This is a genomic window from Cupriavidus sp. USMAA2-4 (genome assembly GCF_001854305.1).
GTDB lineage: Bacteria > Pseudomonadota > Gammaproteobacteria > Burkholderiales > Burkholderiaceae > Cupriavidus > Cupriavidus malaysiensis.
Window position 1 is genome coordinate 1,866,148 of the sequence record NZ_CP017748.1, and the last position, 16,144, is coordinate 1,882,291.

Consider the following 16,144-nt stretch of genomic DNA (forward strand, 5'->3'; position numbering starts at 1 on the left):
CCCCGCCACGCGCCTTACTTCGCCTTCCAGCGCAGCACCTCGCCGGCGCGCAGCGGTACCAGCGTGGTGTCGCCGTAGGGCAGCTCGGCGGGCAGCTCCCAGTCTTCGCGCGTCAGCGTCAGCGTGCCGGCATTGCGCGGCAGGCCGTAGAAGGCCGGGCCGTTGAAGCTGGCGAAGGCTTCCAGCTTGTCGAGCGCGCCGGCCGCATCGAAGGCTTCGGCGTACAGTTCCATCGCATGCAAGGCGGTGTAGCAGCCGGCGCAGCCGCAGGCGTGCTCCTTCAGGCCGCGCGCGTGCGGCGCGCTGTCGGTGCCGAGGAAGAAACGGTCGCTGCCCGAGGTCGCCGCCGCCACCAGCGCCTCGCGGTGGATCTCGCGCTTGAGCACCGGCAGGCAGTAGTAGTGCGGGCGGATGCCGCCGGTGAAGATGGCGTTGCGGTTGTACAGCAGGTGGTGGGCGGTGATGGTGGCTGCCACCGGACCTGCCGCGTCGCGCACGTATTGTGCGGCGTCCTTCGTTGTGATGTGTTCGAACACCACCTTCAGTTCCGGGAAGTCGCGGCGCAGCGGCGTCATCACACGGTCGATGAAGACCGCCTCGCGGTCGAAGATATCGATGTCGCCGTCGGTGACTTCACCGTGCACCAGCAGCGGCAGCCCGACGCGCTGCATCGCTTCCAGCGCACCCGCACAGCGCCGCAGGTCGGTCACGCCGGCATCGCTGTTGGTGGTGGCGCCGGCCGGATACAGCTTGACGCCGTGCACGAAGCCGCTCGCCTTGGCTGCGACGATCTCTTCGGCCGGCGTGTTGTCGGTCAGGTACAGGGTCATCAGCGGCTCGAACTGCAGTCCTGCCGGCAGCGCCGCCAGGATGCGCGCGCGATAGGCCGCGGCCTGCTCGACCGTGGTCACCGGCGGCTTCAGGTTGGGCATGATGATGGCGCGCGCGAACTGGCGGGCGGTATCGGGCAGCACGGCGGCCAGGGCAGCGCCGTCGCGCAGGTGCAGGTGCCAGTCGTCCGGGCGGATGATGGTGAGGGTCTGGGTCATGGCTTCGGGGGTCTTGCATGGCCCGCCGCGATGACGGCGGGCGCGGTTTTACGGAGTGGGGACGGGCCGGGAGCTTGGGCTTAGACGATCAGGATAGCGCGGTAGTCGTTCACATTGGTGCGCGTGGGGCCGGTCACGACGAGGTCGCCGATGGCATCGAAGAAGCCCCAGGCGTCATGCGCGTCGAGCTGCCGCCGGGCCGTCACACCGGCCGCCTCGGCCCGCGCCAGCGAGTCCGGCGCGGCGAGCGCGCCGGCATTGTCCTCGGAACCGTCGATACCGTCGGTGTCCGCGGCGATGGCATGCACATCGGCCAGGCCGCCGAGCTCGAGCACCAGCGACAACAGGAACTCAGAGCAGCGGCCGCCGCGCGCGCCCTTGGCGCCGGCCGGCAGGGTGACGGTGCATTCGCCGCCGGAAATCAGGGCCACCGGCGCGGCGAAAGGCGCATTGTACGCCCGAATCTCGCGCACCAGCGCGGCATAGACCTGGGCCACCTCGCGTGCCTCACCGGTCACCGTATCGCCCAGCAGGACCGGCTGGATGCCGTGCGCGCGGAAGCACGCGGCGGCCGCCTCGAGGCTGCCGTGCGCGGTGGCGATCATGCGGTTGTCCACACGCGCGAAGACGGCGTCGCCCGGCTTCGGCGTCTCCGCCAGCTCACCGCGCGCACCGCGTTCGAGATGCTGCAGCACCGCCGCCGGCACCGTCGCGCCGTAGCGCCGCAGGATGGCCAGGGCATCGCCGAAGGTACTCGGGTCGGCCACGGTCGGCCCCGAGGCGATCGCGCTCGGATCGTCGCCAGCCACGTCGGAAACGATCAGCGTGGTGACCGGCGCGCGGCTGGCCTGGGCCAGCCGCCCACCCTGGATGCGCGACAGGTGCTTGCGCACGATGTTCATGTCAGTGATGGGCGCGCCGCAGCGCAGCAGCTCGCGTGTGGTGGCCTTGAGATCGGCCATGGCAATGCCGTCGGCCGGCAGGGACAGCAGGCTGGAGCCACCGCCGGAAACCAGCACCACCAGGCGGTCGTCGGGACCCAGTGCCTGCACCCGCGCGAGGATTTCCGCCGCGGCCTGCTCGCCGGCCTCGTCGGGCACCGGATGGCCGGCTTCGATCACACGGATATGCCGGGTAGGCAGGCCATGCGCATAGCGCGTGACCACCAGTCCCTCCAGCGCCGCGCGTCCCGCGTAGGCACGCTCCACCGCAAGCGCCATCGAAGCCGCGGCCTTGCCGGCGCCCACCACCAGGGTGCGCCCGCCGGCATGCGGGGGCGGCAGGTGCGCGGCCACCACCTGCAGCGGATCGGCCGCCGCCACCGCCGCCTGGAAGCTTTCCAGCAACAGCGCGCGCGGATCGGGCACGGTACCGGCTACGGTACCGGCCGCGCCGCTCACAGCGCCTCCGCGATCGCGCGGCCCAGATCGGCGGTACCCGCCGTGCCGCCGATGTCGCGCGTCAGCGGCGCATGTTGCGGACCGGCCGCCAGCACCGATTCGATGGCCTGCAGCACCGCCGCCCCGGCCTCGGCATGGCCCAGGTGCTCGAGCATCATCGCCCCGCACCAGATCTGGCCGATCGGGTTGGCGATGCCACGTCCGGCAATGTCCGGCGCGGAGCCATGCACCGGCTCGAACAGGCTCGGGAAGGTGCGCTCGGGATTGATGTTGGCCGAGGGCGCGACGCCGATGGTGCCGGTGCAGGCCGGGCCGAGATCGGACAGGATGTCGCCGAACAGGTTGCTGGCCACCACCACGTCAAACCAGTCGGGGTGCAGCACGAAATGGGCCGTCAGGATGTCGATGTGGTACTTGTCGACCTTCAACTCCGGGTAGCCGGCGGCCATCGCCTCGACCCGCTCGTCCCAGTAGGGCATGGTGATCGAGATGCCGTTGGACTTGGTCGCCGACGTCAAGTGCTTTTTAGGACGCTTCTGCGCCAGTTCGAAGGCGAACTTCAGGATGCGGTCGACGCCGATCCGGCTCATCACCGTTTCCTGGATCACCACCTCGCGCTCGGTGCCCGGGAACATGCGACCGCCGATGCTGGAATACTCGCCCTCGGTGTTCTCGCGCACCACGTAGAAGTCGATGTCGCCGGGCTTGCGATTGGCCAGCGGGCAAGGAATACCGGGCATCAGCCGCACCGGGCGCAGGTTCACGTACTGGTCGAAGGCGCGCCGGAACTGCAGCAGCGAGCCCCACAGCGAGACGTGGTCGGGCACGGTCGCAGGCCAGCCGACGGCGCCGAAATAGATCGCGTCGTACTTGACCAGCGTGTCGAACCAGTCGTCGGGCAGCATCTTGCCGTGCCGGGCGTAATAGTCGCAGCTGGAGAAATCGAAGTGGTCCCACTGCAGGTCGATGCCGAAGCGACGCGCGGCGGCGTCCATCACGCGGATGCCTTCGGGCATCACTTCCGTTCCGATTCCGTCTCCGGGAATCACGGCGATCTTGTATTGGCTCATGTGCGGGAAGGCCTGGCGGCCTGGGGGTCGGGAGGGGGCGGGAACCCGGCCGGCACGGCCCTGGCGGCCGCGCTTGGCAGCGATCCGGCCGCGCGGGATAATAGCTGCATTCTATTGCAAAGCGGCAGTCCGCTGCCGCCCCGGTGCTCCGCCATGTGCCAGCTGCTAGGCATGAACTGCGCCACGCCGACCGACGTGACGTTCTCCTTTACCGGTTTCGCCGCCCGCGGCGGCGTCACCGACCACCATGCCGACGGCTTCGGCGTGGCCTTCTTCGAAGACAAGGCCTGCCGCCTGTTCATCGACAACCAGTCGGCCGGCACCTCGCCGGTGGCCGACCTGATCAAGCGCTACCCGATCAAGTCGAAGAACGTCATCTCGCATATCCGCAAGGCGACCCAGGGCACCGTGCTGCTGGAAAACTGCCACCCCTTCATGCGCGAGCTGTGGGGCCGGCACTGGATCTTCGCCCACAACGGCGACCTGAAGGGCTACCACCCTTTCCTGTCCGGGGTCTACCAGCCGGTGGGCGACACCGACAGCGAACTCGCCTTCTGCGCCCTGATGCAGGGCCTGCGCAAGCGTTTCCCCGGCTCGCAGCCGCCGTTGAACGAGTTGTGCCACGCGCTCGCCGACATCACGCGCGACATCACCCTGCACGGCGTCTTCAATTACCTGCTGAGCAACGGCCAGGCCCTGTTCGCCCACTGTTCCACGCGGCTGTACCGTCTGGTGCGGCAGTGGCCCTTCTCCACCGCCCACCTGATCGACGCCGACCTGTCGATCGACTTCGCCCAGGTCACCACGCCGGAGGACCGCGTGGCGGTGATCGCCACCGCGCCGCTGACGGACAACGAGACCTGGACCGCCTTCGAACCGGGCGAGCTGATCATGTTCGAGAACGGCCTGCCGACCATGACGCTGTCGGTGCCGATCCCGCCCGAGGTGCAGGCCAAGAACGCGGCCAATACCGCCTGCACCTGAAGCGCTGAAGTACGGGCAGCAAAAAGGGACGCCGAGGCGTCCCTTTTCCATTCCGGCGCGACCTGCCGCCGCGCTTCAGTGCTGCAGGATCTTCGACAGGAACTGGCGTGCGCGCTCGGAACGCGCCTCGATATTGCCGAAGAACTCCTCTTTGGCGCAGTCCTCGACGATCTTGCCGGCGTCCATGAAGATCACGCGGTTGGCCACCTTGCGTGCGAAGCCCATCTCGTGGGTCACGCACATCATGGTCATGCCTTCCTGCGCCAGCTGCACCATCACGTCCAGCACCTCGTTGACCATTTCCGGGTCGAGCGCCGAGGTGGGCTCGTCGAACAGCATGCAGATCGGATCCATCGACAGCGCGCGCGCGATCGCCACGCGCTGCTGCTGGCCGCCCGAGAGCTGGCCCGGGAACTTGGCCGCCTGGCTCTTCAGGCCGACCCGCTCCAGGTACTTCAGGCCCTTGGCGGTAGCCTCTTCCTTGGAGCGGCCCAGCACCTTCATCTGCGCGATGGTCAGGTTATCGGTGATCGACAGGTGCGGGAACAGCTCGAAGTTCTGGAACACCATGCCGACGCGCGAGCGCAGCTTGGGCAGGTTGGTCTTGGGATCGCCCACCGAGGTGCCGTCGACCAGGATGTCGCCCTTCTGGAAGGGTTCCAGCGCGTTGACGGTCTTGATCAGCGTGGACTTGCCCGAGCCCGACGGCCCGCACACCACCACCACCTCGCCCTTGGCTACCTTGGTGGTGCAGTCGGTCAGCACCTGGAAGGCGCCATACCACTTGGAAACGTTGTTGATTTCAATCATACGACCACCTTTTTCTGATAGCGCCGGACCAGCAGCGAGGCAGAGAAACAGATCACGAAATAGACCAGGCCGGCGAACAGCAGCATCTCGACGATGCGTCCGTCACGTTCGCCGATGCCGTAGGCCTGCCCGAAGAAGTCGGCCAGCGCGCTGACGTAGACCAGCGAGGTGTCCTGGAACAGGATGATGCCCTGGGTCAGCAGCAGCGGCACCATATTGCGGAAGGCCTGGGGCAGGATCACCAGCCGCATGGTCTGCCCGTACGACATGCCCAGCGCCTGCGCGGCGAACATCTGGCCGCGCGACACGCTCTGGATGCCGGCGCGGATGATCTCGGAATAGTAGGCCGCCTCGAACAGCGAGAACGCCACCAGCGCCGAGGTCATGCGCAGGTCCGAGGCCGCCGACAGGCTGAACACCTTCTGCAGCACCTGCGGGATGATCAGGAAGAACCACAGCAGCACCATCACCAGCGGCACTGAGCGGAACAGGGTCACGTAGCTCTTTGCGAACCAGCTCAGCGGCTTGACCGACGACAGCCGCATCATCGCCAGCAGCGTGCCCCAGACGATGCCGACCACCACCGCGGTGACGGTGATCTTCAGCGACAGCATCATGCCCTCGCCGAGCACGGACAGCGACTCGGGGTTGATCGAGGAGAAGTCGAATTGATAGGCCATGGCTTCTCCTTATTTGCTGCTGATGAAGCCGGGCACGCGGGTGCGGGCCTCGACCCAGCGCATGAACAGCATCACGGTCAGGTTGATCAGCGCGTACATCACCGTCACCGCGATGAAGGATTCATACGGGCGCGCGGTGTAGTCCACCAGCTGGCGGCCCTGCGCGGCCAGCTCGAGCAGGCCGATGGTCGACGCCACGGCGGAATTCTTGAAGATGTTCAGGAATTCCGAGGTCAGCGGCGGCACGATCATGCGGAAGGACATCGGCAGCAGCACGTAGCGGTAGGTCTGCGCCAGCGTGAAGCCCATCGCCAGGCCGGCATTCTTCTGCCCGCGCGGCAGCGAATTGATGCCCGAGCGGACCTGTTCGCAGACACGCGCCGCAGTAAAGGTACCCAGGCAGAGCATGGCCGCCAGGAACTGCTGGGCGAACGGATTCATCTGCTTGAAGGTCTCACCGCCGGGCAGCAGTTCGGGCGCGACGAAGTACCAGATGAAGAGCTGCACCAGCAGCGGAATATTGCGGAAGATCTCGACGTAGGTCGCCGCGATGCCGGCCAGCAGCTTGTTCGGCACCGTGCGCAGCACGCCGAGCACGGAGCCGATGACCAGAGCGATGATCCACGAGGACAGGCCCAGCGCGATCGTGACCTTCAGCCCGGAAATCATCCAGTCCAGGTAGGTCTCGTTCTGCGCGGCCTGCTCGAGGAAAACTCCCCAATGCCATGTGTAGTTCATGATGCGTCCTCAAAAAGAAACGGAAGGACTCGCCTTCCGTTTCGCACTCCCGTTCAGCCCCGATCAGTCAAGTGCCTTGTCGTTCGGGTTCTTGAAGAGTGCCTTCATGTCGTCGGACAGCGGGAAGTCCAGGTTCAGGCCCTTCGGTGGTACCGGCTGCATGAACCATTTGGTGTACATCGTGTTGATGCTGCCGTCCTTCATCAGGCCGGCGATCACGCCGTCGGCGACCTTCTTGAACGGTGCGTCATCCTTGCGGATCATGCAGCCGTAGGCCTCGCGCGACTGCGGCTTGCCGACCACGATCCAGTCGGACGGGTTCTTGGCCTTGGCGCGCTCGCCATACAGCAGCGCGTCATCCATCATGAAGGCCACCGCACGGCCGGACTCCAGCGTCAGGAACGACTGGCCATGGTCCTTGGTGCTGATGATGTTCATGCCCAGCTTCTGGTCGTCGTTCATCTTGCGCAGCAGGCGCTCCGACGTGGTGCCGGCGGTGGTGACGACGTTCTTGCCCTTCAGGTCGGCCCAGTCCTTGATGCCGCCGTCCTTCTTCACCATGATGCGGGTGCCGATGATGAAGATGGTGTCGGTGAACGAAACCTGCTTCTGGCGCTCGAGGTTATTGGTGGTCGAGCCGCACTCGATATCGATGGTGCCGTTCTGCAGCAGGGGGATGCGGTTCTGCGAGGTGATCGGGATTTCCTTGACCTGCAGGTTCGGCAGCTTCAGCTTGTCCTTGATGGCTTCGACGATCTTGATGTTGATGTCGTAGGAATAGCCGACCTGGCGCACGCCGCCCAGGTTGTAGTTGAAGGGGATCGAAGAATCCCGCACGCCAAGCGTGATCACGCCGGTATCTTTGATCTTCTTGAGCGTGCCCGTCAGTTCCTCAGCGGCCTGAGCCGTACCGCACAGCAAACCGACCGCCACCATCGCGGTAGCCAACTTGGCAAAATTCATGTGTTCTCCTTGACCATGAAGAGACTGGACGGGGCAGATAAAGCCACATCCCGCCGATGAAATAGTATTGCTTAGCGCGTCACTCAAGACAACGGGTTTTTCCCCTAATTGCCCCCGATCCTGGTCAAGGCTTGCGCACCGCATCAAAGTGGCGGCATAAAGGAAAAGCGGCTGCCGTGGGGGACGGCAGCCGCTTTTTTGTGCATCACGATCAGGAATGGTGCATTGCATCAAACCGATCGGGTGGGGCCTCTCCGCTCAGGGATAGAGGCCACGCATCTCGCGCGCCTGCAGGATCCGCGTGCAGGCGACGATAAACGCCGCCGTGCGCAGGGTCACCTTGTTGTCCTGGGCAACCTGCCAGATTGCCCGGAAGGCCTCTTGCATGATCCGTACCAGGCGCTGGTTGATCTCCTCCTCGGTCCAGAAGAAGCTGGAGAAGTCCTGCACCCACTCGAAGTAGGACACCGTCACGCCGCCGGCGTTGGCGATCACGTCGGGGGCCACCAGGATGTTGCGCTCGCGCAGGATGTCGTCGGCCTCCGGCGTGGTCGGGCCGTTGGCGCCCTCGATGATCAGCTTGGCCTGGATCTGCGGCGCATTCTTGGCGGTGATCTGGCCTTCCAGCGCGGCCGGGATCAGGATGTCGCAATCGACCTGCCAGAACTGCTCGGTGCTGAGCGTCTCGCCGCGGAAGCCTTCGATGGTGCCGCTGTGCGAGGCATACTCCATCATCGCCGGCACGTCCAGGCCGGCCGGGTTGTACAGCGTGGTGCGGTGGTCCTGCACCGCCACCACCTTGGCACCGGCTTCATGGAACAGCTTGGCCGCGACCGCGCCCACGTTGCCGAAGCCCTGCACCGCCACGCGGGCGCCCTTGATCTCCATGCCCAGGTTGCGGGCAGCCTCGCTGCCGACCACGAACACACCGCGGCCGGTCGCCTCGTGGCGGCCCAGCGAGCCGCCCAGCGAGATCGGCTTGCCCGTCACCACGCCGGTGGCGGTGCTGCCGGAATTCATCGAATAGGTGTCCATCATCCACGCCATCACCTGGGCATTGGTGTTGACGTCGGGCGCCGGGATGTCCTTGGTCGGCCCGATGATGATGTTGATCTCGCTGGTATAGCGGCGGGTGACGCGCTCCAGCTCACCGTGCGACAGCGTGCGCGGGTCGACACGGATGCCGCCCTTGGCGCCGCCGTAGGGCACGTTGACCGCCGCGTTCTTCACCGACATCCAGGCCGACAGGGCCATCACTTCCGACAGGGTCACGTCCTGGTGGAAGCGCACGCCGCCCTTGCCAGGGCCGCGCGACAGGTTGTGCTGCACGCGGTAGCCCTCGAAGTGGGCGATGGTACCGTTGTCCAGCTCGATGGGCACGTCGACGATCAGCGCGCGCTTGGGACGCTTCAGGGTCTCGACCCAGCGCGCCAGCGAGCCCAGGTAGGGCGTGACGCGGTCGACTTGCTTGAGATAGATGCCCCAGGGGCCGAGTTCGGCCGCATTCAGGTAGGAAGGCAGGGCATGTTCGTGGGAAGGAACGTGAAGCGGTACGGCGGATGACATCGTTGGGTTCCGGTGACAAGGTGCCGCTAGCTTAGGCGAGCGCCGAAGGCGGAATCCAATGCCGATTGCTCATCCCGTCATGCAAATCCTGCATAACCTTGACACCCTGCGCTCCCGCCGCCAAGCCAGGCTGCCGGCGCCTCCCGGGGCTCCGCTCGCTCTCTTCAGGCCTCGCTCAGACTGGCCCAGACCTGGTCGACCAGTTGCCGCTTGCGCCGTGCCGGACCGCCGCGCCGCTCGACCCCACCCTCGCCAGGCCGGGCCCGGTACAGGCGGATCTCCATCTCGATGGAAAGCGGTGCCGCGCGCGCCGCTTCGGCACGCACCAGGCGGCCCTGCGCCACCTCGTCGCGCACCGCGCTCTCCGGCAGGAAGGCCATGCCGTGGCCGGCCAGCGCCATCACCTTGAGCGCCTCTGCCATGTCCGTCTCGTAGCATTTGTCGAGCTTGAAGTCCTCGCCGCTGTCGGCCAGCAGGAGGTCGACCATGCGCCCGAGGAAGGCATTGGCGGTGTAGCTGAGGAAGGGCACGGGCTTGCGCTCCGTGCCGGGCAGCCGGTACAGGGGCTTGCCATCCGCGTCCGGCGCGCTGTAGGGCGACAGCCGCTCGACCCCGAGCACCAGCATGTCGTAGTGGGCCGGATCGAGCTGGATGGCTTGGCGCGCATGGTGATAGACCATGACCAGGTCGCAACCTCCCTCCACCAGCATCAGCACGGCATCATGCACGTTGAGCGCGCGCAGCCGGCACGGCAGCGTGCCGAGCTTGCCCTCCAATGCCTTGAGCCATTCCGGGAAGAAGGTCAGCGACAGCGTATGCGGCACGGCGAATTCGAGCACCAGGCCATTGGACGACCGCTGTCCGCGCATCAGCGCGCGCGTCTCGCTGACCTGGGCCAGCATGGCCAGCGCCTGTTCATAGAAGACTTTCCCCGCCGATGTCAGGCGGGTCGGATAGCTGGAGCGGTCGATCAGTTCGGTGCCCACCCAGGCCTCGAGCGACTGGATACGCCGTGAAAAAGCCGGCTGCGTCACATGGCGCAGTTCGGCCGAGCGCGAGAAGCTGTGCGTTTCCGCCAGGCTGACGAAGTCTTCAAGCCATTTGATTTCCATGGGGCAGCATTATCCACCGGGCGGCAGCGAGGGAAGGAAATGCCCGATCTTCGCTCATATCAGGAATGATTTTCCACCCCGCGGGAAATCCAAGCCATAGAATAAACGCCTGTACCCCTCCAATGCGCCCGCCGACCCCGGCGACCCGCGCCACGCGTTGAACCAGGACATGGACCGCTACGACAGACAGATACTGGAAATCCTGCAGGACGACGCCACCGTGCCGGTGGCGGAACTCGGCGAGCGCGTCGGACTGACCGCGACGCCCTGCTGGCGCCGCGTACAGAAGCTGGAGGAAAGCGGCGTGATCCGCAAGCGGGTGGCGCTGCTGGACCCGGCCCGGCTCAATGTCGGCGTGACCGTGTTCGTCTCGGTACGCACCAGCCAGCACAACGACCGGTGGCTGAAGCAATTCCACGCACTGGTCGCCTCCATCGCCGAAGTGACCGAGTTCTATCGCATGGCCGGTGACACCGACTACCTGCTGCGGGTGGTAGTGCCGGACATCGCCGCCTATGACCGTGTCTACAAGAAGCTGATCCAGGGAGCGGAACTGGCCGACGTCAGCTCCAGTTTCGCGATGGAGCAGATCAAGTACACCACCGCGCTGCCGCTGGATTACGCCTAGGGCCGGCTTCGGCGAGCGCGGCGGGATCTGCAGCGCGCCGGCTGGCTCCCTCTCCTGCTTGCGGGAGAGGGAGCCAAGACACTGTACTTGACCAATGCCTTTGGTGCACTGGTGCATCTGCACACCGGCCGGCTTGCGCAAGCGCGACAGGGCTCACCATGCCGCCAGCTCGCTTCCCTCCCGCTGCGGGCCGATGCCTGGCCCCGGCACACTAGCCCCGGTGCGCCCACCCCGTCATGCGCTTCTCCAGCACGGCGAACAGCTCGTACATCAGCATCGCCATCACCGCGATCACCACCAGGCCGGCGAAGGCCAGCGGCATCTTCATCGCCGAGCCGGCCGAGACCAGCAGATAGCCGACCCCCTCGTTGGCGGCGTTCATCTCGGAAACGGTGGTCCCGACGAAGGCCAGCGTGATCGCCACCTTCAGCGAGGCGAAGAAGAACGGCATCGCACGCGGCAGGCCGACCTTGAACAGCACGTCGCGGCGCTTGGCGCCGAGCACCCGCAGCACGTCTTCCAGCTCCGGCTCCAGCGTGGCCAGCCCGGTGGCGATGTTGACCATGATAGGGAAGAAGGAGATCAGGAAGGCGGTCAGGATGGCCGGCCCCACGCCAAGGCCGAACCACACCACCAGGATGGGCACGAAGGCGGCCTTGGGCAGCGCGTTGAAGGCCGTCATCAGCGGGTAGCCCGCGGCATAGGCCAGGCGCGAGGAGCCCATCACCAGGCCCAGCACCACGCCCACGCCGATGGCCAGCGCGAAGCCCGCCATGGTGGTCCAGAAGGTGCGCCAGGCGTGGCCGCCGATCACATCCCAGTACTGGAACAGCGCCGTGGCGATGCTGGCGGGACTGGGCAGGATGAAGTCCGACACGTCGAACACGAGGCAGGCGCCCTGCCACAGCAGCAGCACGGCGCCGAGCAGGATCCACGGGGCCACGCGCTGCACGCGGCGTTGCTGGGCGGAGGTCATCGTCATCATCAGTGCTGGCGTACGTGGCCGATCTTCTCGCGCAGCGCGTGCACGAGTTCGGCGAAGGGTTCGGTGTAGGTCAGGTCGAGGTCACGCGGGCGCGGCAGGTCGATCTCCTTGCGCAGCAGGATGCGGCCCGGCCGCTGGCTCATCACATAGACGGTGTCGGCCAGGAACACGGCTTCGCGCAGGTCGTGCGTGACCAGGATCACGTTGAAGCGCTGGGCCTGCCACAGGTCGCGCAGCACGCACCAGAGTTCCTCGCGCGTGAAGGCGTCGAGCGCGCCGAAGGGCTCGTCCAGCAGCAGCATGCGCGGCTGGTGGATCAAGGCCCGGCAGATCGAGGCGCGCTGCTGCATGCCGCCCGAGAGCTGCCAGGGGTACTTGTCCTCGTAGCCGGCCAGCCCCACCGTGCGCAGCAGTTCGCGCGCACGCGCCACGTACTCGTCGCGGCGCGCGCGCAAGGTCGAGCGATAGGGCTCGACGATCTCCAGCGGCAGCATGACGTTGTCCAGCGTGGTGCGCCAGGGCAGCAGCGTGGGCGCCTGGAAGGCCATGCCGACCTGCTGCAGCGGCCCCGTGACCTTCTCGCCGGCGACCTTGACCACGCCGCGCGTGGCCGGCCGCAGGCCGGTGGCCAGCTTCATGAAGGTCGACTTGCCGCAGCCGGACGGGCCGACAATGGCGATGAACTCACCGGGCTCGACACGCAGCGAGACATCCTCGACGGCGAACTCGCCCCGGTGGGCCAGCTCGTCGTTATAAGCCAGCCAGACCCGGTTGAATTCGACGAACGGCGTGGTGGCGACGGTGGAGGTAGCCGTGGCCGCTGGCGCGCCGGCACGCAGCATGGCGGACGTCGCGCTCATCGCAGCACATCCAGTTCCGCCGCGCCGGGCAGATAGGCGTCGGTCCAGACCGCATCCGGATTGATGCGGCCCTTGGTGGCGAAGGCGTCGGCTACCTGCGAGGCCATCAGCGACAGGCGCGGCTTGCTGATGCGGCCGAAGCCCTCGGCACGCGCGTCGGGCGACTTGACCACGCCATCCAGCGCGATCTTCAGGCGTTTCAACTCGAGTTTCTCGTCGATGATGCCGTCGCGCGCCTTGATCGCCTTGACGCCCTCTTCCGGATGCGCGATCACGTCGCGCGCCGACTTGGCGAAGGCACGCAGGAAGCCCCTGACCGCCTCGGGGTTCTTCTTCAGGAAGTCCTCGGACACCACCACGGCGTTGCCGTACATCTTCACGCCGTACTGCGGATATGGCAGCACCACGATGTCCTCGTCCTTCACGCCGCGCGCATTGAGATTCAGGATCGAGGTGAAGGTGAAGCCGGTGATGGCATCGAGGTCGCCGCGCACCAGCATGGTCTCGCGCAGCGTCGGGTCCATCGCCTGCCAGTTGAAGGCCGCCGCCTGCAGCCCGTTGGCCTTGGCGAAGATCGGGAAAGCACGGCGGCCGGCATCGAAGACCGGTGCGCCCAGGCGCTTGCCAGCCAGGTCCCTGGGCGCGCGGATGGCGGACTTCTTCAGCGCCAGCACCGCGGCCGGCGTGTTGTTGTAGACCATCATCACGGCTACCGGCTTGTTCTTCGCGTCCGGGTTGTTGCCGTAGAACTCCATCACCGAGGCCATGTCGGCGAAGCCCATGTCATAGGTGCCGGAAGCCACGCGGTTGACGACGTTGCCCGAGCCGTTGCCGGCGTCGATCGACACATCGAGCTTCTCCGCCTTGTAGTAGCCCTTCTGCTCGCCGAGCAGGAACAGTGCCGACGGTCCCTCGAAGCGCCAGTCGAGCTGGAAGCGGACCTTGGTCTGTGCCTGCGCGGATGCCGCGAATTGTGTCGACAGCACCATGACAGTGCCCAGCCCCAGGGCGAGCTGCAGCAGGCGACGGCGCCCGCGCGCGCGGCGCGCGCCAGCAGCGGGCATGCCGTCCAGCGGGAAAGCGGTGATGGGTGCGGCGGCAGCAGGGGTTTTCTGCATCTCTCTTCTCCATTCCTTAGTCTCGATGGAGAGAGTCTCAGCAAGCCCCGTGCCATGCACGCGCGCACTACCCCGGGGCGTGGGCTTGCGCGACTGTCGAACCAAATCTGTGCAGCGGCCTATCCGCAGCGGATTGCGACAGCACATTGTCGACAATCCATCGTCAGCACGGCCACGCGGCCGCGCGGCAGGCGCGCCGGCTCAGGCGTCCTGCGTCTCGTCGCCGACCTCGATGGCGCGCGCGTCCGCGCCTGAGGCCGCGTCGGCCTCGCCCTCGCGCGCGCTGCGCGCCTGGATCTCCCACATTTCCGCATAGCGGCCGCCGGCGCGCATCAGTTCGGCATGGGTGCCACGCTCGACGATGCGGCCATGGTCCATGACCAGGATCTGGTCCGCATGCACCACGGTGGAGAGGCGGTGCGCGATCAGCAGCGTGGTGCGGTCCTGCGCCAAGCGCATCAGCTCGGCCTGGATCGCCTGCTCGGTACGCGAATCGAGCGCGGAGGTCGCCTCGTCGAAGACCAGGATGGGCGGGTTCTTCAGCAGCGTGCGCGCGATCGCCACGCGCTGCTTCTCGCCACCCGATAGCTTGAGCCCACGCTCGCCGACGGGCGTGTCGTAGCCTTGCGGCAGCTCGCGGATGAAGGTGTCGATCTGCGCGGCGCGCGCGGCCGCGATGACCTCGTCATGGCTCGCCTCGGGGCGGCCGTAGGCGATGTTGTAGTAGATGCTGTCGTTGAACAGCACGGTGTCCTGCGGCACGATGCCGATGGCCCGGCGCAGGCTGTCCTGCGAAACCGCGCGGATGTCCTGGCCGTCGACCAGGATGGCGCCGGCGCCGACGTCGTAGAAGCGGAACAGCAGCCGTGCCAGGGTCGACTTGCCCGAGCCGCTGTGCCCGACCACGGCGGTGGTGGTGCCGGCGGCGATGGTGAAGTCGACGCCGTCCAGGATGGTGCGGTCGCGCTCATAGCCGAAGCCGACGTCGCGGAAACGCACCTCGGCGCCCGCGACGCGCAGCGCCGGCGCGCCGGGTGCATCGGCGACTTCCTGGTTGGTGCCGAGCAGCACGAACATGCGGTCCATGTCGGTGGTGGCCTGCTTGATCTCGCGGTAGATCACGCCGAGGAAGTTCAGCGGGATATACAGCTGGATCATCAGGGTGTTGACCAGCACCAGGTCACCCAGCGTCAGCCGCCCGGCGGCGACCCCGACGGTGGCGCGCCACAGGATCAGGATCAGGCCGACGGCGATGATGGCCTGCTGGCCGAAGTTGAGGAAGGACAGCGAATTCTGCGAACGGATCGCCGCGGTACGGTAGGTGCGCAGGTTCTCGTCATAGCGGCGCGCCTCGTACTCTTCGTTGCCGAAGTACTTGACGGTCTCGAAATTGAGCAGCGAATCGATGGCCTTCTGGTTGGCGCGCGAGTCCAGCTCGTTCATGCGGCGCCGGAAATGGGTGCGCCACTCCGTCACCACCACCGTGAACACGATATAGCCCGCCAGCGCCACGGCGGTGATGCCGGCAAACCAGATGTCGTAGCGCACGATGAAGAAACCCATCACCAGCGCCATCTCCACCAGCGTGGGCAGGATGCTGTACAGCGAGTACGAGATCAGCGACTGTATGCCACGCGTGCCGCGCTCGATGTCGCGGCTCATGCCGCCGGTCTGGCGCTCGAGGTGGAAACGCAGCGAGAGGCCGTGCAGGTGGCGGAACACCTGCAACGCGATCTCGCGCACCGCGCTCTGCGTCACCTTGGAGAAGAGGATCTCGCGCAGCTCCGTGAACAGCGTGCCGGACAGGCGCAGCAGGCCGTAACCGACGATCAGGCCGACCGGCACCACCAGCAGCGCGCGCGTGTCGCCGGGCGCGATGTTCATGCTGTCGACCAGCTTCTTCATCAGCACCGGCACGCCCAGGTTCGCCACCTTGGCCGTCACCAGGCAGGCCAGCGCCAGCAGCACGCGCCATTTGTAGTGCCAGACGTAGGGCAGCAGGTTGCGCACGGTCTGCCAGTCGCCGCGCCGCGCGCCTTGGCCGGGCAGCAGCGGATGGGAGGCGGCCGGTGCCGGCTCGGACGATGTGGGGAAGCGTCTCATACGTTAGAATTCAGGCCGATGTCCGATTGTCGCAGAGTTCGCGGCACCCGGCTGGCACGCTCCCCGCGCGCCGCGGCC

At 66.6% G+C, this 16,144-nt stretch carries 15 protein-coding genes; 2 read left to right on the plus strand and 13 right to left on the minus strand.

Annotated features, from left to right (window positions below):
- Positions 1 to 14: 14 nt before the first annotated feature.
- The 3 genes from pyrC to BKK79_RS08165 all read right to left on the minus strand — a co-directional run bounded on the left by pyrC (position 15) and on the right by BKK79_RS08165 (position 3,519).
- Positions 15 to 1,049, minus strand: coding sequence for a dihydroorotase (pyrC, locus tag BKK79_RS08155; RefSeq protein WP_071037513.1), 1,035 nt, complete (start codon positions 1,047 to 1,049; stop codon positions 15 to 17).
- Between the two features lie 80 nt (positions 1,050 to 1,129).
- On the minus strand, positions 1,130 to 2,449 hold the full coding sequence (locus BKK79_RS08160) for a glycerate kinase type-2 family protein (RefSeq protein ID WP_083383932.1): 1,320 nt from the start codon (positions 2,447 to 2,449) through the stop codon (positions 1,130 to 1,132).
- Positions 2,446 to 3,519: a tartrate dehydrogenase gene (locus tag BKK79_RS08165; RefSeq protein ID WP_071011016.1), complete on the minus strand. Its 1,074-nt coding sequence runs from the start codon at positions 3,517 to 3,519 to the stop codon at positions 2,446 to 2,448. The genes BKK79_RS08160 and BKK79_RS08165 overlap by 4 nt, the downstream gene beginning before the upstream one ends.
- Positions 3,520 to 3,672: 153 nt before the next feature.
- On the opposite strand from BKK79_RS08165, the gene BKK79_RS08170 reads away from it, so the two are divergent.
- Positions 3,673 to 4,503, plus strand: a complete 831-nt coding sequence (locus BKK79_RS08170; RefSeq protein ID WP_071011015.1) for a class II glutamine amidotransferase — start codon at positions 3,673 to 3,675, stop codon at positions 4,501 to 4,503.
- A 75-nt stretch (positions 4,504 to 4,578) separates the two neighbouring features.
- Here BKK79_RS08170 and BKK79_RS08175 read toward each other — a convergent pair whose 3' ends face one another.
- From BKK79_RS08175 to BKK79_RS08200, 6 genes are all read right to left on the minus strand, one after another.
- On the minus strand, positions 4,579 to 5,313 hold the full coding sequence (locus tag BKK79_RS08175) for an amino acid ABC transporter ATP-binding protein (RefSeq protein WP_071011014.1): 735 nt from the start codon (positions 5,311 to 5,313) through the stop codon (positions 4,579 to 4,581).
- The gene (gene gltK / locus BKK79_RS08180) at positions 5,310 to 5,993 is read right to left on the minus strand and encodes a glutamate/aspartate ABC transporter permease GltK (protein ID WP_071037514.1); all 684 of its coding nucleotides are present in this window, start codon (positions 5,991 to 5,993) and stop codon (positions 5,310 to 5,312) included. Before gltK ends, BKK79_RS08175 begins: the two co-directional genes overlap by 4 nt.
- 9 nt (positions 5,994 to 6,002) lie before the next feature.
- Entirely contained in the window at positions 6,003 to 6,731 is a 729-nt protein-coding gene (locus tag BKK79_RS08185; RefSeq protein WP_071011011.1) for an amino acid ABC transporter permease, read from the minus strand.
- Positions 6,732 to 6,794: 63 nt separating this feature from the next.
- Entirely contained in the window at positions 6,795 to 7,694 is a 900-nt protein-coding gene (locus tag BKK79_RS08190) for a glutamate/aspartate ABC transporter substrate-binding protein (protein ID WP_071011009.1), read from the minus strand.
- Positions 7,695 to 7,952: 258 nt separating this feature from the next.
- A complete protein-coding gene (locus BKK79_RS08195) occupies positions 7,953 to 9,260 on the minus strand; it encodes a Glu/Leu/Phe/Val family dehydrogenase (RefSeq protein WP_071011007.1) in 1,308 nt (435 codons plus the stop codon).
- Between the two features lie 164 nt (positions 9,261 to 9,424).
- On the minus strand, positions 9,425 to 10,372 hold the full coding sequence (locus BKK79_RS08200) for a LysR family transcriptional regulator (protein WP_071011005.1): 948 nt from the start codon (positions 10,370 to 10,372) through the stop codon (positions 9,425 to 9,427).
- 169 nt (positions 10,373 to 10,541) lie between these two features.
- Between BKK79_RS08200 and BKK79_RS08205 the strand changes: the two genes are divergently transcribed.
- Positions 10,542 to 11,000 (plus strand): Lrp/AsnC family transcriptional regulator, encoded by a 459-nt coding sequence (locus BKK79_RS08205; protein ID WP_071011003.1) that lies wholly within the window; start codon positions 10,542 to 10,544, stop codon positions 10,998 to 11,000.
- A gap of 211 nt (positions 11,001 to 11,211) precedes the next feature.
- Here the strand turns inward: BKK79_RS08205 and BKK79_RS08210 are convergent, their stop codons facing one another.
- From BKK79_RS08210 to BKK79_RS08225, 4 genes are all read right to left on the minus strand, one after another.
- Entirely contained in the window at positions 11,212 to 11,985 is a 774-nt protein-coding gene (locus tag BKK79_RS08210; RefSeq protein ID WP_071011002.1) for an ABC transporter permease, read from the minus strand.
- A complete protein-coding gene (locus BKK79_RS08215) occupies positions 11,985 to 12,827 on the minus strand; it encodes an ABC transporter ATP-binding protein (RefSeq protein ID WP_156811345.1) in 843 nt (280 codons plus the stop codon). Before BKK79_RS08215 ends, BKK79_RS08210 begins: the two co-directional genes overlap by 1 nt.
- Positions 12,828 to 12,841: 14 nt before the next feature.
- Complete coding sequence (locus BKK79_RS08220; protein WP_071016060.1) at positions 12,842 to 13,909, minus strand: ABC transporter substrate-binding protein; 1,068 nt, start codon at positions 13,907 to 13,909, stop codon at positions 12,842 to 12,844.
- A 255-nt stretch (positions 13,910 to 14,164) separates the two neighbouring features.
- A complete protein-coding gene (locus BKK79_RS08225; protein WP_071037515.1) occupies positions 14,165 to 16,066 on the minus strand; it encodes an ABCB family ABC transporter ATP-binding protein/permease in 1,902 nt (633 codons plus the stop codon).
- Positions 16,067 to 16,144: the final 78 nt, after the last annotated feature.